At 65.4% G+C, this 19,823-nt stretch carries 15 protein-coding genes; 5 read left to right on the top strand and 10 right to left on the bottom strand.

Annotation, left to right across the window (positions count from 1 at the left end; all coding sequences use genetic code 11):
• Positions 1–315 precede the first annotated feature (315 nt).
• Entirely contained in the window at positions 316–2,661 is a 2,346-nt protein-coding gene (locus H3H37_RS09920) for a penicillin-binding protein 1A (protein ID WP_182161904.1), read from the top strand.
• Between the two features lie 37 nt (positions 2,662–2,698).
• On the opposite strand, the gene cyaY is transcribed toward H3H37_RS09920, so the two are convergent.
• The gene (gene cyaY, locus H3H37_RS09915) at positions 2,699–3,040 is read right to left on the bottom strand and encodes an iron donor protein CyaY (protein ID WP_182161902.1); all 342 of its coding nucleotides are present in this window, start codon (positions 3,038–3,040) and stop codon (positions 2,699–2,701) included.
• Between the two features lie 41 nt (positions 3,041–3,081).
• On the opposite strand from cyaY, the gene lptM reads away from it, so the two are divergent.
• Entirely contained in the window at positions 3,082–3,264 is a 183-nt protein-coding gene (gene lptM, locus H3H37_RS09910; RefSeq protein ID WP_220456395.1) for an LPS translocon maturation chaperone LptM, read from the top strand.
• A gap of 3 nt (positions 3,265–3,267) precedes the next feature.
• Positions 3,268–4,545, top strand: a complete 1,278-nt coding sequence (gene lysA / locus H3H37_RS09905; RefSeq protein ID WP_182161898.1) for a diaminopimelate decarboxylase — start codon at positions 3,268–3,270, stop codon at positions 4,543–4,545.
• Positions 4,546–4,593: 48 nt separating this feature from the next.
• Here lysA and msrQ read toward each other — a convergent pair whose 3' ends face one another.
• The 5 genes from msrQ to H3H37_RS09880 form a co-directional block, all read right to left on the bottom strand.
• Complete coding sequence (msrQ, locus tag H3H37_RS09900; RefSeq protein ID WP_182161896.1) at positions 4,594–5,262, bottom strand: protein-methionine-sulfoxide reductase heme-binding subunit MsrQ; 669 nt, start codon at positions 5,260–5,262, stop codon at positions 4,594–4,596.
• Position 5,263: 1 nt separating this feature from the next.
• On the bottom strand, positions 5,264–6,241 hold the full coding sequence (msrP, locus tag H3H37_RS09895; protein ID WP_182161895.1) for a protein-methionine-sulfoxide reductase catalytic subunit MsrP: 978 nt from the start codon (positions 6,239–6,241) through the stop codon (positions 5,264–5,266).
• A gap of 92 nt (positions 6,242–6,333) precedes the next feature.
• On the bottom strand, positions 6,334–7,491 hold the full coding sequence (gene ccsB, locus H3H37_RS09890) for a c-type cytochrome biogenesis protein CcsB (RefSeq protein ID WP_182161893.1): 1,158 nt from the start codon (positions 7,489–7,491) through the stop codon (positions 6,334–6,336).
• 25 nt (positions 7,492–7,516) lie between these two features.
• On the bottom strand, positions 7,517–9,598 hold the full coding sequence (locus H3H37_RS09885; protein ID WP_182161891.1) for a cytochrome c biogenesis protein ResB: 2,082 nt from the start codon (positions 9,596–9,598) through the stop codon (positions 7,517–7,519).
• A gap of 145 nt (positions 9,599–9,743) precedes the next feature.
• On the bottom strand, positions 9,744–10,424 hold the full coding sequence (locus H3H37_RS09880) for a c-type cytochrome (RefSeq protein WP_182161889.1): 681 nt from the start codon (positions 10,422–10,424) through the stop codon (positions 9,744–9,746).
• A 168-nt stretch (positions 10,425–10,592) separates the two neighbouring features.
• Here H3H37_RS09880 and yihA point away from each other — a divergent pair, with 168 nt between their 5' ends.
• Together yihA and hemB are read left to right on the top strand one after the other, a co-directional pair.
• Positions 10,593–11,339 (top strand): ribosome biogenesis GTP-binding protein YihA/YsxC, encoded by a 747-nt coding sequence (gene yihA / locus H3H37_RS09875; RefSeq protein WP_182161887.1) that lies wholly within the window; start codon positions 10,593–10,595, stop codon positions 11,337–11,339.
• Between the two features lie 24 nt (positions 11,340–11,363).
• Entirely contained in the window at positions 11,364–12,380 is a 1,017-nt protein-coding gene (gene hemB, locus H3H37_RS09870; protein ID WP_182161885.1) for a porphobilinogen synthase, read from the top strand.
• 80 nt (positions 12,381–12,460) lie between these two features.
• On the opposite strand, the gene H3H37_RS09865 is transcribed toward hemB, so the two are convergent.
• The 4 genes from H3H37_RS09865 to H3H37_RS09850 all read right to left on the bottom strand — a co-directional run bounded on the left by H3H37_RS09865 (position 12,461) and on the right by H3H37_RS09850 (position 19,822).
• Positions 12,461–13,324: a hypothetical protein gene (locus H3H37_RS09865; RefSeq protein ID WP_229218755.1), complete on the bottom strand. Its 864-nt coding sequence runs from the start codon at positions 13,322–13,324 to the stop codon at positions 12,461–12,463.
• A 200-nt stretch (positions 13,325–13,524) separates the two neighbouring features.
• A complete protein-coding gene (locus H3H37_RS09860) occupies positions 13,525–15,435 on the bottom strand; it encodes an FAD/NAD(P)-binding protein (RefSeq protein ID WP_182161883.1) in 1,911 nt (636 codons plus the stop codon).
• Between the two features lie 74 nt (positions 15,436–15,509).
• Positions 15,510–18,656: an efflux RND transporter permease subunit gene (locus H3H37_RS09855; protein ID WP_182161881.1), complete on the bottom strand. Its 3,147-nt coding sequence runs from the start codon at positions 18,654–18,656 to the stop codon at positions 15,510–15,512.
• On the bottom strand, positions 18,653–19,822 hold the full coding sequence (locus tag H3H37_RS09850; protein ID WP_182161879.1) for an efflux RND transporter periplasmic adaptor subunit: 1,170 nt from the start codon (positions 19,820–19,822) through the stop codon (positions 18,653–18,655). The genes H3H37_RS09855 and H3H37_RS09850 overlap by 4 nt, the downstream gene beginning before the upstream one ends.
• Between the last annotated feature and the right edge of the window lies 1 nt (position 19,823).

The following is a 19,823-nucleotide window of genomic DNA, read 5'->3' as shown; positions in this document are numbered from 1 at the left end:
CCGACGCCGCGGCTGTGCTGCCTGACGTGCACTGGAACTGTTTGCATAGGGAACTCGTTGTAAAACCAGCGTTTAGACTGCGAACATAAGTTGGTACATTAAATGCTGGCAATATAAGTGTAAAGGTATTTCTATTGTGCACAATTACCCGTGTGTGCCCCTTGCGCCACACTCGCGCGGCACTCTGTGGCACCCTGAATAACTAAGTTGTTTTGTTGTTCACATGGAAATTTCCTGTGCCGTGCCAGCATCGCGCCGCGCCCCCTGCCGCTCGCTTATAATGGCCCGCACCTGATACCGAAAGCGATCGCACGCATGACTTCCACCCCGACCACGCCCCCCACCGCCACCCCGCCCGCCGGCAAAGGCGGCCAACCCCGACGTTTCTTCATGATGGCCGCCATCACCATGGTGGGCCTGGGCGTGGGCGCCGTGCTGCTGGTCGTGCTGGGCCTGGCGCTGGCCTACCCCAACCTGCCGGAACTGGACACGCTGACCGACTACCGGCCGAAGATGCCGCTGCGCATCTTCTCGGCCGACAATGTGCTGATCGGCGAATTCGGCGAGGAGCGCCGCAACCTGGTGCGCTTCAAGGACATCCCGGACGTGATGAAGAAGGCCGTGCTGGCCATCGAGGACGACCGCTTCTATGAGCACGGCGGCATCGACTACATGGGCATCGTGCGCGCGGCCGTGCACAACCTGACGGGCGGCGCGCGCCAGGGCGCCTCCACCATCACCCAGCAGGTGGCGCGCAACTTCTTCCTGTCGAGCGAGCAGACACTCAAGCGCAAGGCCTACGAGGCGCTGCTGGCATGGAAGATCGAACAGAACCTCAGCAAGGACCAGATCCTCGAGGTCTATATGAACCAGATCTACCTGGGCCAGCGCGCCTACGGCTTCTCGTCGGCGGCCCAGATCTATTTCGGCAAGAACCTGAAGGACATCAGCGTGGCCGAGGCGGCCATGCTGGCCGGCCTGCCCAAGGCGCCATCGGCCTACAACCCCGTCGTCAACCCGAAACGGGCGCGCGCGCGCCAGCAGTACATCCTGCAGCGCATGCACGAGCTGGGCTACATCACGGACAAGCAGTTCGAGCAAGCCAAGGCCGAGCAGCTCAAGGTCAAGACCGACAGCAGCGAGTTCGGCGTGCACGCCGAGTACGTGGCCGAGATGGCGCGCCAGCTGGTCTATGAACAGTTCAAGGAAGACACCTACACGCGCGGCCTGAACGTGTTCACCACCATCACCAAGGCCGACCAGGACGCAGCCTACCTGGCCCTGCGCCGCGGCGTGATGGATTACGAGAAGCGCCACGCCTACCGTGGCCCGGAAGCCTATATCGACATCCCCGGCAACAAGGAGGAGGCCGACGACGCCATCGAGACCGAGCTGGCCGACCACCCCGACAGCGACGACATCGTGGCCGCCATGGTGCTGCAGGCCTCGCCGCAGAAGATCACGGCCGTCACCGCCTCGGGCGAGGAAATCACGATCACGGGCGCGGGCCTGGAGATGGGCCGCTCGTGGCTGTCGGACAAGGCCGCGCCCAACAAGCGCATCCGCCGTGGCGCCGTGATCCGCGTGATGCAGGAAGGCAAGGACTGGCAAGTGACGCAGATGCCGGAAATCGAATCGGCCTTCATTTCGGCCAGCACCCAGGATGGCGCCATCAAGTCCATGGTGGGCGGCTTCGATTACAACCGCAACAAGTTCAACCACGTGACCCAGGCCTGGCGCCAGCCCGGCTCCTCGTTCAAGCCCTTCATCTACTCGGCCTCGCTGGAGCGCGGCCTGTCGCCGGCCACCATCATCAACGATGCGCCGATCTCGTTCGACGCCGGCCAGACGGGCGGCCAGGCGTGGGAACCCAAGAACTACGACAACAAGTATGAAGGGCCGATGACCATGCGCAAGGGCTTGACCAAGTCCAAGAACATGATCTCGATCCGCATCCTGCACAAGATCGGCGCCAAGTACGGCCAGGAGTACAGCACCCGCTTTGGCTTCGACGCCGACAAGAACCCGCCCTACCTGACCCTGGCGCTGGGCGCCGGCAACGTGACGCCGCTGCAGATGGCGGGCGCCTACGCCGTGTTCGCCAACGGCGGCTACAAGGTCAGCCCCTACCTGATCGCCAAGGTGACGGACGCGGACGGCAAGGTGCTGTCGCAGGCCTCGCCCGACCTGGCCGGCGACGAGAAGAACCGCGTGATCGACGAGCGCAACGCCTTCCTGATGGATTCCATGCTCAAGGACGTGGTGCGCTACGGCACGGCCACCAAGGCGCTGGTGCTCAAGCGCCCCGACATCGCGGGCAAGACGGGCACCACCAACGATTCGATCGACGCCTGGTTCGCCGGCTACCAGCCCAAGCTGGTGGGCATCGCGTGGATCGGTTACGACCAGCCCAAGAACCTGGGCAACAAGGAGACCGGCGGCGGCCTGGCGCTGCCGATCTGGATAGGCTACATGCAGAAGGCCTTGAAGAGCATCCCGATCGAGGAACGGGCCGTGCCCGAGGGCATGATGCTAGTGGGCGACGAATACTATTACGCGGAAAATCCGCCCGGCACCGGCGTGCACAACCTGGACGGTCCGGGCCACGGCACGCCGGCCGAGGAAAAGGCCAGGGACACCGTCAAGAACGAGCTGTTCTGACGGGCGCCCCGGCGCGGGGCGGTCCGCTCGATTCCGTTCAGTCCGCGTCCGGCGAGATGACGACCGGGGAGCCGGACTGGGCGGTCACCAGCTCCGACAGCGACGCGTACAGTTCCGAGTCGTCGCGCGTGTTGCGCCACTGGCCGTCGCGCTGGCGGTAGTGGAAACCGCCGGCGCGGGCAGCCACCCACAGTTCCTGCATGGCGGCCTGGCTGTTGACGATGATCTTGGAACCGTTGTTGATGAACTCGATTTCAAGCACGTTGCCGCTGCGGCTGCACTCGACGTCGAGCATGTCCTCGTCGTTCAAGCGGTCCAGCGCCGCCTCGATCGCGCTCAATGCGCTTTCCGCCTGCGCCAGGAATTCCGATTCGCCCATGCTACACTCCCATATTCTCTAGTCAAACCATGATTTTAATCGTGAAGTCCTCCGTCGCGCGCATTCCCCGTGTTTTCGGCACCATCCTGTGCCTGTCCGTCTTGCTGAGCGCCTGCGGCCAACCCGGCCCGCTGTACCTGCCCAAGGCCCCCGCCAAGCCCGCCACCAGCAACGGCCAGGCACCCGCCGCACCGGCCCCCACCACCCCTGCTATCGACCACTAATCCATGTCGCAATTTGCTTACCATAACGGCGTGCTGCACGCCGAAGGCGTCTCGCTGAGCGCCGTCGCCGAACAGTTCGGCACCCCGACCTACGTCTATTCCAAGGCCGCCCTGCTGGCCAACTTCGCCGCCTACGCCGACGCCTGCCGCGGCCGCGATGCGCTGGTGTGCTACGCCATGAAGGCCAATTCCAACCTGGCCATCCTGGACCTGCTGGCGCGCCAGGGCGCCGGTTTCGACATCGTGTCGGGCGGCGAACTGCTGCGCGTGGTCGCCGCCGGCGGCGACCCGCGCAAGGTGATCTTCTCGGGCGTGGGCAAGACCGTGGACGAAATGCGGCTGGCGCTCGACCATGACATCCTGTGCTTCAACGTGGAATCGATCCCCGAGCTGCACCGCCTGAACGAGGTGGCCGGCAGCATGGGCAAGCGCGCCCGCATCTCGCTGCGCGTGAACCCCAACGTCGACCCCAAGACCCACCCCTACATCGCCACCGGCCTGAAAGCCAACAAGTTCGGCGTGGCCTTCGACGACGCGCTGGCCACCTACCGCACGGCGGCCCAGCTTCCGCACCTGGAAGTGACGGGCATCGACTGCCACATCGGCTCGCAATTGCTGGACGACGCGCCGCTGCTGGAAGCGCTGGACCGCCTGATCGAACTGATCGACACGCTGGGCGCGGAAGGCATCGTGCTGCACCACCTCGACATCGGCGGCGGCATCGGCATCAATTACGGCGAGGCGGGCGAAGCGCCGCCGGTGGCCGTGGCCGACTACCTGGGCCGCTTGTTCGCGAAAGTGGATGCCTGGCGCGCTGCGCGCCACAACGGTGCACCGATCAAGGTGATCTTCGAGCCGGGCCGCTCCATCGTGGGCAACACGGGCGTGCTGCTGACCAAGGTGGAATTCCTCAAGCACGGCGAGGAAAAGAACTTCTGCGTGGTCGACGCGGCCATGAACGACATGATGCGCCCGGCCCTGTACCAGGCGTGGATGGACATGCAGGCCGTGGCGCCCGGCAGCAAGCCGGCCCAGACCTATGACGTGGTGGGCCCGATCTGCGAATCGGGCGACTGGCTGGCGCGCGACCGCGCGCTGGCGGTGGAACAGGGCGACCTGCTGGCCATGATGCAGGCCGGCGCCTACGGCCTGACGATGGCGTCCAACTACAACACCCGTGGCCGCGCGGCCGAAGTGATCGTCGATGGCGACGTGTGCCACCTGGTGCGCCGCCGCGAGACGCCAGCCGAGCTGTACGCGCTGGAATCGGTCATCAAGTAAGCTGCCGCTGCACTGCGGGCCGTCGCACAGGCGGCGGCCCGCCCCTCCCTATCCCCGCGCTGAGCCGGTCCGTTGGGCTGCCGGCATGCTGCACGAACAGGCCTGCTGCGCACGCGCCTGCCGTTGGCGCCACAGCAACCGCACCCCGAGCAACACCGCCACGATCACGCCGAAGATGATGGGCTGCGTGAAGTTGTGCTTGCCCGCCTTCATCCACCAGAAGTGCAAGATGCCCAGCGGCGCCACGATGTACACGAGCCGGTGCAGCCACTGCCAGCGCTTGCCGCCCAGGCGGCGCACCATGGCGTTGGTGCTGGTCACGGCCAGCGGCACCAGCAGCACGAAGGCCGCGAAGCCGACCGTGATGAAGGGCCGCTTGAGCACGTCCTTCCACATTTCCTGCACGTCGAAGAAATGGTCGAACCACAGGAAGGTGGTGAAGTGCAGCGCCGCGTAGAAGAACACATACAGCCCCAGCATGCGGCGCAGCTTGATCAGCCAGTTCCACTTGCTCAGCTTGCGCAGCGGCGTGACGGCCAGCGTGATGCACAGGAAGTACAGCGTCCAGTCGCCGGTGCCGCGCGTGATGAATTCCAGCGGTTCAACCAGTTGCCCGGTCACCGTCAGGACCACCATGCGCACGAAGGGCAGCAGCGCCAGCGCGAAGATGGCGCCCTTGATCCAGCCGAGCTGGCGGGGGTTGGGGTGGAAGTCCATGTCAGAAGTACTTTCTCAGGTCCATGCCCGTGTACAGCGAGGCCACGTCGTTATAGCCGTTGAACATCAGGGTCTTGCGTTTGCGCGTGAAGAAGCTGTCCTCGCCGATGCGGCGCTCGCTGGCCTGCGACCAGCGCGGGTGGTCCACTTCCGGGTTCACGTTGGAGTAGAAGCCGTATTCCTGCGGCGCGGCCACGTTCCACGCCGTGCGCGGCTGGTCCTTGACGAAGCGGATGCGCACGATGGACTTGGCCGACTTGAAGCCATATTTCCACGGCACCACGATGCGCACGGGCGCACCGTTCTGGTTGGGCAAGGTTTCGCCATACATGCCCAGCGTCAGCAGCGCCAGCGGGTGGCGCGCCTCGTCCAGCCGCAAGCCTTCCACGTATGGCCACTCGAGCACACGGCTGCCCACGCCCGGCATCTGCTTCTTGTCGGCCAGCGAGGTGAATTCCACGTATTTGGCGTTGCCGGTCGGCTCGACCTTCTTGATGATCTCGGAGAACGAGTAGCCCATCCATGGGATCACCATCGACCACCCTTCCACGCAGCGCAGCCGGTACACGCGCTCCTCGATGGGCGCCAGCTTGAGCAGCGCATCCAGGTCCAGCGTGAGCGGTTTCTTCACTTCGCCGTCGATGGTGACGGTCCAGGGCCGGGGCTTGAGCGTGTGGGCGTACTGGGCCGGGTCCGACTTGTCGGTGCCGAATTCGTAGAAATTGTTGTAACTGGTGGCGTCCTTGTAGGCCGTGGGCTTGTCCATGGCCGAATACGCGGGATTGCGGGCGCCGGCCAGCTTGGGGTTGACGCCCTGGGCGAACGCTTCACGGCTGGCCAGTTCCAGCAAGGCGGCGCTGCCGAGGGTGCCGGCCGCCAGCTGTTTCATGAAATGACGGCGCGACTCGAACACGGCGCGCGGCGTGATTTCGGAGGAGAACGGCACATCGAGGCCGTTGGGGGAACGTTTGATCAGCATGGCAACTCCAGAAAGGTGCGGGGGTGAGGCTTGGTCTGTCCACCAAGCGCAAACCTTACACCATTCCGTCGTTGCCCGTGCTTAGGCCTGGCTTAGAGCTTGCCGTAGGAGTGCAGACCGGACAGGAACATATTCACCCCCAGGAAGGCGAAAGTGGTGACGATCAGGCCCGTCAGCGCCCACCAGGCGGCGGCGCGGCCGCGCAAGCCCGTCATCAAGCGCATGTGCAGCCAGGCCGCGTAGTTGAGCCAGACGATCAGGGCCCAGGTTTCCTTCGGGTCCCACGACCAGTAGCCGCCCCAGGCCTCGGCCGCCCACAGCGCGCCCAGGATGGTGGCGATGGTGAAGAAGGCAAAACCGGCCGAGATGGCCTTGTACATCACATCGTCCAGCACTTCCAGCGACGGCAGGCGGTCCACCAGCTTGCCCGAGCTCTTGAGCAGGTAGGCGGCCGCCACCATGGCCGCCAGCGCGAAGTTGCCGTAGCCAATGAAGTTGGCCGGCACGTGGATCTTCATCCACCAGCTTTGCAGGGCCGGCACCAGCGGCTGGATGTCGGAGGCGTCGCGGCTGACCGTGTACCACAGCAGGAAACCGATGGCGGCCGAGATCACCAGCAGCACGAAGGCGCCCATCTGGCGCGTCGCGTAACGCTGCTCGAAGTACAGGTAGAACATGGCCGTGATCAGCGAGAACAGGATGAACACTTCGTACAGGTTGGACACGGGGATGTGGCCGACGTCGGTGCCGATCAGGTAGGACTCGTACCAGCGCACCATCAGGCCGGTCAGGCCCAGCACGACGGCCGTCCAGCACAGCTTGGAGCCGATGGTGGCGCCGGTGGCCGAGCGCGTGGCCAGGCCTATGCCGTAGAACAAGGTGGACAGGAAGAACATCACGCTCATCCACAGGATGGCGGACTGGCTCGACAGCATGTTGCGCAGCAGGAACTTCTTGGTGCCCATGTCCAGTTCGCCGCCGTAGAGCGAAATGGCCCACAGCGCCAGCAAGGCCACCAGCGGCATCAGCCAGCGCACCGGCTTCCAGTGCCAGCCCAGCGCCGCGAACGTTGGCACGGCCCCCAGCAGGATGCCTTTTTCATAAACATCCATGTAGTTGCCGAAGCGGTTCAGCGCGTACAGGGCGGCGGCCAGCAGGCCGGCCGCGAACAGCCAGTCGAGCAGGCCGAGGCGCTTGAAGTAGCCAGGCGCCTGGGTGTAGGTGGGGGTGGTGCTTTGCGACAATTCCATTTCTATCTCCAGCTTTTTTGACAGCTTACGCCGATTGCGGCAGTTTTTCTTTCAGGCTCGTGAATTCGTGTTCGAAGTCGAGTGTCTTGCGTTGGGTGCTCATGGCCATCACGGCATCCGTGCCACCGCCCGCCTCCTTGATCCAGACCCAGACCCGGCGCTCGCGGATGTAGAACATGGCGAACACGCCCAGCACCAGCAGCAGGCAGCCGAAGTAGACGACGGCCTTGCCCGGCGAGCGCGTGACCTGGAACACGGAGGCTTTCACTTCCGTGAAGTCATCGAGCTGCAGGTAGACGGGCGCGCCGTAGAAGAAGCTGTCGGACAGCGCGTTGGTGGCCAGTTGCAGGAAGCGGCCATGGGCTTCGTCGGCCGGGGCCGGCGCCACACCATCCTGGGCGCGCGCCACCTGCCACAAGTCCCACAGGGCGCCGTTAAGGATCTTCATGAAGATGTCGGCAGCCTTTTCCTGCTCGGCCTGGGGCACTTTCTCCAGGAAACGGGAAATGGCGACGAAACCGGCTTGCTTGTCATCGCCGGCGAAGATGGCCATGCTGCGCTCGGCCGACTGCTGCAACTGGGCGCGCAGCGCGTCGGTGCCGGTCGGCATGGCGTGCTGGGCGTAACGCTGGGCCGCCGCCGTGCGCAGGGCCGGATTGTGGATGGCGGCCCGCAGCCGCATCCATTCCGTCACGCTGTGGGCGTCGTCGGCCGGAATGCGCAGGTAGCTGAACGGGTCGCCCGGGTTCACGCGCATGCCGGCCAGGAACACGGTGGCGCCGTCGACCGTCACCGGCTGCATGTAGTTCTGGTATTCACGCGCCTGGCCGGTCTTGTCGCGCAGCTTGTACTGCACACTCGGGCCCACGTTCTTCAAGTCCTTGTTGTTGGCGTTCTTGGCGGCCGAACCGAGGTGCTTGTCCAGGTCCTTGGCGAACTGCTCGTTGAAGCTCTGGCCCTTGGTGACGGCGCGCGTGTCGTTGCTGGCCAGGTTTTCCACGTTGAATGGACGGAAACCCGACCATTCCACCGTGTAGGCGTCGCCCATGGCCGTGCTGGCGCCCACTTCGCCATTGATTTTGAAGGTTTGCTGGCTGCCGCCGGCCATCGGATAGCCCGTCAGTTGCAGCTTGCTGCCGCCATCCTCGAAGCTGGACTGGTACACGGCCAGGCCCTTGTAGATCAGCGGCTTGTTCACTTCGATGGTGGCCGGGAAGGTCTGGCCCGTGTCATGGTCGCGGATCACCACGTCGCTGGCGAACAGCTTGGGCATGCCCGTGGTGTAGAACTCGATGTGGAATTTCTTCAGCTGGATGGTGAACGGCAAGTCCTGGATCAGCACGCCGTCGGCGCGCGGGATGATGGCCGCGTCGCTGGCAGAACCTTCGGGGATCATGGTGTTGCCGCGGAAGGTGGGGTTGCCCAGGCCTAGGCGGTGTTGCTTGGGAATCTCGGCGATCACGCCGTTGCCGGCGAACGGCTTCTTGCCCAGGAACCATTCCTGCAGCCGGATCGGCATGTCCGAGTCGAGCAGGCCGCCGATGCAGATGATGACGATGGCCGAGTGGGCGAAGATGTAGCCGAACTTGTTGGCCGCGCCCTTCTTGGCCGTCACCAGCGTGGCGCCGTCCTTTTCCACGGCCTTGCTGCGGTAGCCGGCGTCGTGCAGGCGGTCCATGGTCTGCTGGGCCAGCGCCTGGCGCGCCAGCGGCGTCTGCCACTGGTGCTTGTGGTGGAAGTTGTGCAGCGATTGCTCGCGCACGTGCTCACGCCAGCTGCGCATGTCGCGCAGCATCTTGGGCGTATTGCGCACGATGCACAGCGAGGTGGACACGACCAGGAAACCCATGATGGTGAGGAACCACCAGGCCGAATAGACGGAGTACAGGCTGAGCTTGTCGAACACGTCGAACCAGAACGGGCCGAACTGGTTCACATAGTTGGGCATAGGTTCGTTCTGCTTCATCACCGTGCCGATCATGGCGGCGATGGCGATCAGGGTCAGCAGCGCGATGGCGAAGCGCATCGACGAGATCAGCTCGACGACTTCGGCCACCACGGGGCGGCGGGTTTTCAGTGTGATACCGGTGGTGCTCGGGCTACTCATGCGCGTCAGTCTAAAAGGGAGGAGCGGGTCGGAAGCAGGCAGCATACCAACAAAAAGGGCAGCCCGCTTTACGCTGCTGCCCTTTTTTCACTTCCGTGTCCGCCGCCGCACCGGATGGCGGTGCAGCTGGGAGGACAACTATCGATTATTTCAAGCCAGCGATGTAATCGGCCACGGCCTTCATTTCATCGGCCGACATGCGCTTGGCGATGGTGCTCATCTGCGGGCTGTTCTTGCGGGCGTCCGTGCGGAACAGGTCCAGCTGGGCCACCGTGTAGTCCTGGTGCTGGCCGCCGATGCGCGGGTATTGCACCGGCACGCCGGCGCCGCCGGCGCCGTGGCAGCTGGCGCAGGCCGGCACGTTCTTCTCGGCGATACCGCCGCGGTAGATCTTCTTGCCCAGGTCCACCGTGTCCTTGTTCTTGGCGGCGCCCGGCTTCTGGGTCTGGGCGGCCAGGTAGGCGGCCACGTTCTTCTTGTCCTCGTCCGTCATGGCCTTGGCGTAGGTCGACATGATGGCCTGCACGCGCGCGGGGCTGGCGAAATCGTTCAGTTGCTTGACGATGTAGCCCTCATGCTGGCCGGCCAGTTTCGGGTTGACGGTGATGGTCGAATTGCCAGCCTCGCCGTGGCAGGACACGCAGGCGGGAATGCTGCGGGTGGCGTCGCCTTCCGTGAACAGCTTGGCGCCTTTGGCGGGATCAGCCTTGACCACGGCGGGTTCGGCGGCGGCCGGCTTTTTCTCTTCGGCAGCCGATGCGGTGGCCGACACAGCCAGCAGAGCGACGATCAAGGATTTTGCAAATGGTGAAAACGCACGATTCATTCAGACACCCTGAGACTAGTCAATAAATTGGTGGTAACCGTTGCCGTCGATATCCTGCCGCACTTCCTCAACCTAGCATGAAATATGCTTGGCAACAATTCGTAACCCCTTATTGTACAATAGCTTTCTCACGCTTTTGCCCCCCTTGTTGCAATTTCTACCTATCCCATGTCAATACTCTGGCAAGCTCGCTTCTTCACGACCGTCAACCAATTGCGCGACCTGCCCCACACCACGGTGCCGGAAATCGCCTTTGCGGGACGCTCCAACGCCGGTAAATCGACCGCCATCAACATCCTGTGCAACCAGAAAGGGCTGGCGTTCGCGTCCAAGACCCCGGGCCGCACCCAGCACATCAATTTCTTCTCGATCGGCGGCGCCCACGTGGCCCAGCACCGGAAAGACCCCACCATCGTCGACGAGATCCGCTGCCTGCTGGTGGACTTGCCCGGCTACGGCTACGCGGAGGTGTCGGGTTCGGCCAAGCTACACTGGCAGCGCCTGCTGGGCGACTACGTGCAACGGCGCGAGCAACTGGCCGGCCTGATCCTGATCATGGATGCGCGCCGCCCGTTCACCGAGCTCGACATCCAGATGCTGGAATGGTTCGCCCCCACGGGCAAGCCCATCCATTGCATCCTGACCAAGGTTGACAAGCTCAACCGCAATGAATCCGTCAACGTGCTGCGCCAGGCCAAGGCCAAGCTCGACAGCTACGTCGACCAGGACGGCGAAGGCTTCCCCTTCACCGTGCAGTTGTTCTCCGCGCTCAAGCGCATCGGCATCGAGGAAGCCAACGACAAGATCATCGAGCTGGCCGGCCTGACGGAAGACGAGGCCGCCGCCCAGACGGCGCTGATCGAAGCGCCCGACGATGACGAGACCGATACCGATGCCGGCAGCGCCCAACCCTAACCTGTAGAAAGTGGATTGCTCACGATGCACACGCCTCACGTTACCGCCCAGTTTCCCGCCATCCGCATGCGCCGCATGCGCCGCGACCCGTTCTCGCGCGCCCTGATGCGCGAGAACACCGTCACCGCCTCCGACCTGATCTACCCCGTGTTCATCCTGGACGGCGTCAACCAGCGCGAGCCGGTGGCGTCCATGCCGGGCGTGGAGCGGGTGTCGGTGGACCTGCTGCTGAAAGTGGCCGAGGAATGCGTGGCGCTGGGCATCCCCGTGCTGGCCCTGTTCCCCGTGATCGACAGCGCCCTGAAAACCCCGGACGGGGTGGAAGCGACCAATCCGGACGGCCTGGTGCCGCGCGCCGTGCGCGCCCTCAAGCAAGCGTTCCCGGAACTGGGCATCCTGACCGACGTGGCGCTCGACCCCTACACCAGCCACGGCCAGGACGGCCTGATCGACGACAACGGCTACGTGATCAACGACGCCACCACCGCCATGCTGGTGCGCCAGGCGCTGGCCCAGGCCGAGGCTGGCGTGGACGTGGTGGCACCGTCGGACATGATGGACGGCCGCATCGGCGCCATCCGCGCCGCGCTGGAGGAGAACGGCTACATCCACACCCGCATCATGGCCTACTCGGCCAAGTACGCCTCGGCCTTCTACGGCCCGTTCCGCGATGCCGTCGGTTCGGCCAAGAACCTGGGCAAGAGCGACAAGAACACCTACCAGATGGACCCGGCCAACAGCGACGAAGCCTTGCGCGAAGTGGGCCTGGACCTGGCCGAAGGGGCCGACATGGTCATGGTCAAACCGGGCATGCCCTACCTGGACGTGGTGCGCCGCGTGAAGGATGAGTTCAAGGTGCCGACCTTCGCCTACCAGGTCAGCGGCGAATACGCGATGCTGAAGGCGGCCGCCCAGAACGGCTGGCTGGACCACGACAAGGTCATGATGGAAGCGATGATGTCGTTCAAGCGCGCCGGCGCCGACGGCGTGCTGACCTACTTCGCGCTGGACGTGGCGCGCCTGCTCAAGGCCCGCGCCTAAGCAACAACCGGGGTCAGGTCATACTTTCGCGCAAGCTTGCATGAGAGTATGACCTGACCCCGGTGTCGTTTACCAGCCGTCTACCGGCCGCGCCGGTATTCGGGGAACATTTCCTTCAACAGGAAGGCCGTCAGTTCCGGCTCATCCTGCTTGCGGGCGCTCATCACGATGACCTTGCCCAAGCGCTGCGATTCCCACGGGAAGTCGCCGGGGTGGTCCTTGCGGATGATTTCGATCATCTTCTTCACGATGGCCGTTTCAAGGTCCGGCCAGTCGCCCACTTCCACATGCACCTGCTGGGTCCAGTTGCGGCGGAAGTTCGTGTTCCAGCCGCGGAACTTGACCTCGGCGCCGTGGTAGGTGCGGTCGGCGATCGAGAACAAGCCACCCGTGTCGTCGCGGTCGCGGCCGCCACCCGAGCGGCCCTGGGCGCCGGCGATGTTGGCCTTGGCGATGCGCATGGCGCGGTCGTTCTCGCTTTCCTGCGCCGGTTCGGCCGGCTGCGGATTCTCAGCCGCGCGCTGGGCGCGGCGCTTGGCGATCATTTCCGACATATCCATCTCAGGCGGCGGCTGCATCGGCGCCACCACGGGCGGCACATAGGTTTCCAGCTTGGGCCGGGCGGCCGGCGGCGTGATCGTCGCCACGGCGCGCTTGGGCTGCGGCTGCGGCCTGGCCTTGGCCAGCTCCGGCTTCTTCTCGGGCTTGTTCGGCTTGTTTGGCAACGGTGCGATATAGACCATTTCCCCGCCCCCGCGCGGCGGCGTGCGGTGGAACGGTTCGCTGGGCTTGAGGAAATAGTAGAGCACGGCCAGCAAGTGCAGGCCGATCGAGATGGCGATGCCGATCCGGTCCGACATGCGCTTGCGCCGGCCGTCGCCATAGCCCTCGCGCGCAGGCAGGCGCTGGCCGCAGCTGTGGCAATACTCGGAATCTGCTGACATCGTGTGCGTATCGTCGTGCAAGAGCAAACCTTCGTGGAGCGTGATCGTCAAAATGCGGTCATAGTGCCAGAGTCCCGCCATTTTTGGAACCGCGCCGCCAGGCCGGCACCGCCGCGCGCAACGCGCAGGGCGGCCAGCCTGAGTTCCGGTAGCTTACCGGAGCTTGGTCTTGATGAATGTTACGGTATGTATCAACACCGCTACATGGTGACGCGCGGCAAAGCCGGCTGGGAGGAAAGCGCGTCGCCGGCCTCGGGGCGGCGCCGCGCCGCGCGCCGTGGCGCGTCCGGGATCTGGGCAAACATGGCGGAAACACAACGGTCGGCATCGAGCACCTGGCGCGAACGCAGCATGGGACGCGGCAGCGCATGGGTGTAGTAGTGCGGCCCCTCGACGGGGAAGCCCAGCGCCCAGATGTTGGCAGCCGGCTGGCCGCTGGCGTTGCGCGGGTGGCTGTCCGGGTCGATGTCGATGCCGCCCGGATGGAACACGCCGTTGTAATACGGCCGCACCATGCCGCGCCGCATCAGGTTCTGGGTGAACGGCGAATCGTCCGTCTCGGGGTAGAACACGTCCAGCCGCGCCACCACCAGCACGTCGAACGGGTGGCGCTCCAGGTGGGCGCCGAAACGGGTCTGCAGCACGAACGTCGATTCGTTCTCGTCGTTGCCGATCACGCCATTGGGGCCGGAGGCGATCTCCACCACGCCCGCATCGAGCAGCGCCAGCAATTCCTCGTTGCGCTGCCGCGGTGGGCCGAAGGCGATGCGGTTGATGATGGGATGGTAGACGTTGAGGAACTTACGGTGCGAGGCCGGCGTGAGGCCGCCGAATTCCAGCGCCGCCTGCAGGCTGGCGCGCACGTCGCGCAGCACGTCGGTGGCCGCCTTGACGGGACTGTCCACGTTGCCTTTGTGGGCTTCAGCCAGGTCGTCCACCAGCCAGCGGCGGAAATAGGCACGGAATGCATCGAGCGAAGCAAACTCGCGTCCGCGCAAGGGGAACAGCAGGCCGTCGATGATGTCCGCCTCGGGCTGGCCCAGCACGTAGCTGGCCGGGTCGGGCGCGTGGCCGTCGGCCGTGGCACGGTAGACGTAGCCCATTTCTCGTTTGAGCAGGGGCAGCAGTTCCGCATCGAAATCGAGCTGGCGGCTGCCGCGCTCGCGCTGGGCCCGGTGGCGCAAGGCTTCGATCGCGTCGGGCGTGAAGAAGTGCGGCTGGTGGCGGCCATCGAGGCCCTTCTGGTTGAGGCCGCGCGCCGCATACGGCAGGCACAGGCGCGAGCACAGCAGCAGTTTCGGCTCCCGTCCCGATTTTTCGTAGTGCATGCCGCGCGCGTCACGCACGTAGGCGCCACCCCGCCCCACCGTCAGTTCCGCGATCACGTCGTGCGCGCTCAGGCCCAGGCCCTGGATGGCCACGCGCGCGTCGGCGCCTATCCTGACCAGTTGTTCCAGCGGGTAGATGTGGCGGTAGTAGCCGAGCCGGCTGTTGTAGCGCGCATGGTCCTGGGCGAACTTGCGGCACCACGCGTCGTGGTCGCTGAGCCCGTTGTTGCCGTGGCCCGTGGCGAGGAACACGAAGTCGCTGAGGATGATGAAGCCGCTTTCGAGCTCGACCACGCAACGCCCGTCCGGTTGCTGCCACAGGTCGTGCGCGCGCAGCCGGTGGTGGGTGAGCGTGACGCCGGCCGGCAGACTGGCCACCAGTTGCTCGTAGGCCCAGGTCAGGTATTCGCCCAGCAGGCGGCGCGGCAGGTAGTCCAGCTCGCTGATCTCGGCCCCGGCCCCGGTCGCGCCGATGCGGTAGTACTGCTCGTCCACGCGCCGGTAGCCGCGCTCGCGCGCCCATTGCGTCAGCGACGGCGCGGCACACACGGGACCGTCCTTCACCACGCCGGGCGCGGGAAACAGCGTGACCTGGCTGGCGATGGTGTTGATCAGCAAGTGCTGGGGCTGGCGCGCCGAATGCACGCCCTGCCCGCATTCGCCCGGTTCGACCAGGACCAGGTCGATCAGCAGGTCGCGGCCGCGGACCATGGCCGCCAGCCGCTCCAGAACGCTGAGCCCGCGCGGCCCCATGCCGATGATGGTGACGGTGTATCGCTTCATCGCCCCTCCTTGCTGCAAGGAAAATTATCCTTGCCTATGATACGAAGGGGCCCAAGGCGGCGGCTTGTGGCCGCTCAATGCTTGACTGTATTGACAGCCTTTAATGCAACAGTGGCAGCAGTGGTGGCTTCATCGGCCTGCACATCACCAGCCAGCACCTCGTCGGCCATCGGCCCGCTGCCGCTGTACTTGTCGAGGAACAGGTAGATCACGGGGGTGATGTAGAGCGTGATCACTTGCGAGAACACCAGGCCGCCGACCACGGCCAGGCCCAGCGGCTGGCGCAGCTCGGCGCCCGCGCCCAGGCCCAGCGCGATCGGCAAGGCGCCCATCAGGGCCGCCATGGTGGTCATCATGATGGGACGGAAGCGCAGGATACACGCTTCGCGGATGGCTGCAGCCGGCGTCATGCCTTCATTGCGCTGCGCGTGCAGGGCGAAGTCGATCATCATGATGGCGTTCTTCTTGACGATGCCGATCAACATCAGGATGCCGATGATGGCGATCATGGTCAGGTCCAGGTTGAACATGCGCAAGGTCAGCAACGCGCCCACGGCGGCCGACGGCAGGCCGGCCAGGATGGTGAGCGGGTGGATGAAGCTTTCGTATAGCACGCCGAGCAACACGTAGATCACACCGAGCGCGGCCACGATCAGGATCACCTGGCTGCCTTGCGAGCTCTGGAACACGGCCGCGTCGCCGCCGTAGCTGGTGATGATGGAGGCCGGCAAGTTCATGGCCGCGCCCATCTTGTCGATCTTGGCCGTGGCCACGCCCAGCGGCACGTTGGGCGCCAGGTTGAACGACAGCGTGATCGCCTGCAACTGGCCCTGGTGGTTGACGGCCGTCGGCCCCACCGTGCGCTCGACTGTGGCGAAGCTCGACAGCTGCACCAGCTGGCCGGCCTTGTTGCGCACCGAGATGCGGGTCAGCGCGTCGTCGAACTGGCGGTCCTCGGTGGCCGCTTCCAGGATCACGAAGTAGCTGGCGGCCGACGAATAAATGGTCGACACCTGGCGCTCGCCGAAGGCCAGGTAGAGCGCGGTGCGCACGTCGGCGATCTGCACGCCCAGGTTGTTGGCCTTGTCGCGGTCGATCTTGAGCGCGGCTTGCAGGCCGCGGTTCTGGGCGTCGCTGGTGACGTCGCGGAAGTCGTTGTCGGCGCGCATGCGGTCGAGGAACTTGGCGGCCCAGTCGCCGAGCGCGTCGGGACTGACCGATTGCAGCGTGTACTGGTAGCGGCTCTTGCTGGGCCGGCCACCGAGCTGCAGGTTCTGGATCGGGCTCAGGTAGACCGACACGCCGGGGATGGCGCGCGTGGCCTTGCGCAGGCTGTCCAGCACTTGCGGCATTTTGGCGCGCTGGTCGCGCGGCTTGAGCACGAGGAACATGCGGCCGCTGTTGCCGCCGCTCACGAACGAGGTCACGTCCTGCACGTTGGGGTCGGCCTTGATGACGTTGGCCACCTTTTCCTGCAAGGCCATCAGGGCCGACGACGAGATGTCCTCGGCCGCCTCGGTCGTCACGCGGATCTGGCCCAGGTCCTCCTCGGGGAAGAAGCCCTTGGGGATGGTTACGTACAGCAGCACCGTGAGCGCGAACGTGCCCAGCGCGATCAGCAGCACCACGTAGCGGTGCGCCAGCGCCACGTCCAGCGTGGCCGCGTAAGCGTGGCGCAGGCGCGAGAAGCCGGCTTCGAACCAGCGGCCGATGAAGGTATCATCGCCCTCGGCGTCGTGCGAATCGGCCGGCAGCAAACGGCTGGCCAGCATCGGCACCAGCGTCAGCGAGACGATGGCCGACACCAGGATGGACAGCGAGACGACCACGGCGAATTCATGGAACAGCAAGCCTATGGTGCCCGGCATGAAGAAGATGGGGATGAACACGGCCACCAGCGAAATGGAAATCGAGACGATGGTGAAGCCCATCTCGCGCGCGCCCACCAGCGAGGCCTGCAAGGGCTTCTTGCCCAGTTCGATGTGGCGCACGATGTTCTCCAGCACCACGATGGCGTCGTCCACCACCAGGCCCACGGCCAGCGTGATGCCGAGCAGCGACACGTTGTCCAGGCTGTAGCCGAACGCATACAGCAAGGCCAGCGCGCCGAGCAGCGAAATCGGCATGGTGATGCCGGGAATGAAGGTGGCGGCCGCGCGGCGCAGGAACAGGAAGATCACCAGCACCACCAGGCCCACCGTCAGCGCCAGCGTGATGTTGACGTCGTGGATGGCGTCGCGGATCGAGACGGAACGGTCGTTGACGAGGTTGATCTTGATCGAGCTAGGCAACTGGGCCAGGAAGCGCGGCAGCAACTGGCGCACGCCGTCCACCACCTGCACCGTGTTGGCGTTGGGCTGGCGCTGCACCAGCAGCACGATCGAGCGTTCGCCGTTGTAGCTGCCGGCCGTCTTGACGGACTGGTAGCTGTCCTCGACCGTGGCCACTTCCTTCAGGCGCACCGGCTGGCCGTTGCGGGTAGCCACGATCAGCTCGGCGAATTCGGACGCCTTCATCAGCTGGGCATTGCCCTGGATGGTGAGGGTCTGGCTGGGGCCGTCCAGGATGCCCAGCGGGCTGTTGGCGTTGGCGGCCTTGACGGCGCTGGCCAGTTCATCGAGCGTGAGGTTGCGGGCGTTGAGCTGGTCGGTGCGGGCGCGGATGCGCACGGCGAAACGCTTCTGGCCGTTCACGCCCACCTGGGCCACGCCGGGCAAGGTGGACAGGCTGGGCGCGATCAGGTTTTCCGCGTAATCGTTCAGCTCGGACAGGCTCAGCGACGGCGAGGTCATGGTCATGAACAGCACCGGCGCATCGGCCGGGTTGACCTTGCGGTAGGATGGCAGTTCCGTCATCTCCTGCGGCAGCGAGCGCTGGGCCCGCAACAGGGCCGCCTGCACGTCCACGGCCGCCGCGTTGACGTCGATCGACGGGTCGAACTCCAGCGTGAGCGAGGTGGTGCCCAGCGTGCTGGTGGAGGTGATCAGGTTCAGGCCGGCGATGGTGGAGAACTGCTTTTCCAGCGGCAGCGCGACGGACGAGGCCATCGTGTCCGGGCTGGCGCCGGGCAGGTCGGCGTTGACGTTGATGACGGGCGTGTTGAAGCTGGGCAGCGCCGCCACCGGGATGCTGGTGTAGGCCAGCACGCCGGCCAGGATCAGCGACAGCGACAGCAGCACCACCATCACGGGGCGCCGTATGCACAGTTCGGACAGGTTCATTCCGCTTTACCTTTTTCCGCCACCGGCGCGGCCTGGGCCGAGGCGCTGTCGCGCCCGCCCGAGGCCACCGGCTTGACCTTGCCGCCGGGCCGCAGGTTCTGCTTGCCTTCGACGATCACTTGCGCCTCGCCCGTCAGGCCGGAGACAGCCGCGTCGGTGCCGAACGCGTACAGGCGCTGGACCGGGTTGGTGCTGGCCGTCTGGTCCGGCGCCACCGTGTAGACGAAGGTGCCGCGCGTGTTGCTGATGATAGCGTTTTGCGGCACCACCAGCGCGTCCTTGAGCGTGCGCACGGTGAGGCGGGCATTGACGTACTGGCCCGGCCACAGCCGGGTGTCCGCGTTGGCGAACTGGGCCTTCACGCGGATCACGCCGGCCACAGGATCGACCGTGTTGTCGACAAAGCTGAGCACACCGGCCAGCGCCGGACCATCGGCGCCGGCCGCCACCTGCACCGGCACGCTGCCGGCGCGCTGGGCCGCCAGCACGTCGGCCAGCGCGCTCTCGGGCAGGGTGAAGGCGACCGTGATGGGGTCGAGCTGGGTGATGGTGGTCAGCGAGGTGCTCAACTGCACCAGGCTGCCCGGGTAGACGTTGATGGCGCCGACCCGGCCCGCCATCGGCGCGCGGATGGCCGTGTAGCTGGCGTCCACGCCGGCCGAACGGGCGGCGGCCGTGTCGGCCTGCATCAACGCGCGGGCCGAGTCCACCTGGCTCTTGAGCGTGTCCACGGCGCCCTGGGCGATGAAGTTCTTGCTCAACAGTTCCTGGCTGCGCTGGTACTGGCGCTGCAGGTCGGCCAACGCGGCCTGGTCGCGCGCCACCTGGGCCTGGGCCTTGTCCACGTTGGCGCGCGCGCTGCGGTCGTCGAGCGTGAACATCAGCTCGCCCGCGCGCACGAACTGGCCTTCCTTGATGTGGACCTTGGCGATGGTGCTGGTGGTTTGCGGATGCAGGTCCACCGTGCTGATCGGGGTGACGGTGCCGTTGGCCTGGTAGATCACGGGCACGTCCTGGCGCCGCGGGGTGATCACGCTGACCGTGGTCGGGCCTTGGGCGCCGGACTTGGCGGCCGCCGGGGCGCCGGCCTGCCGGGTGACATGCCAGACGCCATAGCCGGCCACGATGACCGCGCCAGCCAGGAATGCGAGGGAGGATTTTTTCATG

Source organism: Rugamonas brunnea, assembly GCF_014042345.1.
In the GTDB taxonomy this organism is placed as follows: Bacteria; Pseudomonadota; Gammaproteobacteria; order Burkholderiales; family Burkholderiaceae_D; genus Rugamonas; species Rugamonas brunnea.
This window is presented reverse-complemented; position numbering and strand designations above follow the sequence as displayed.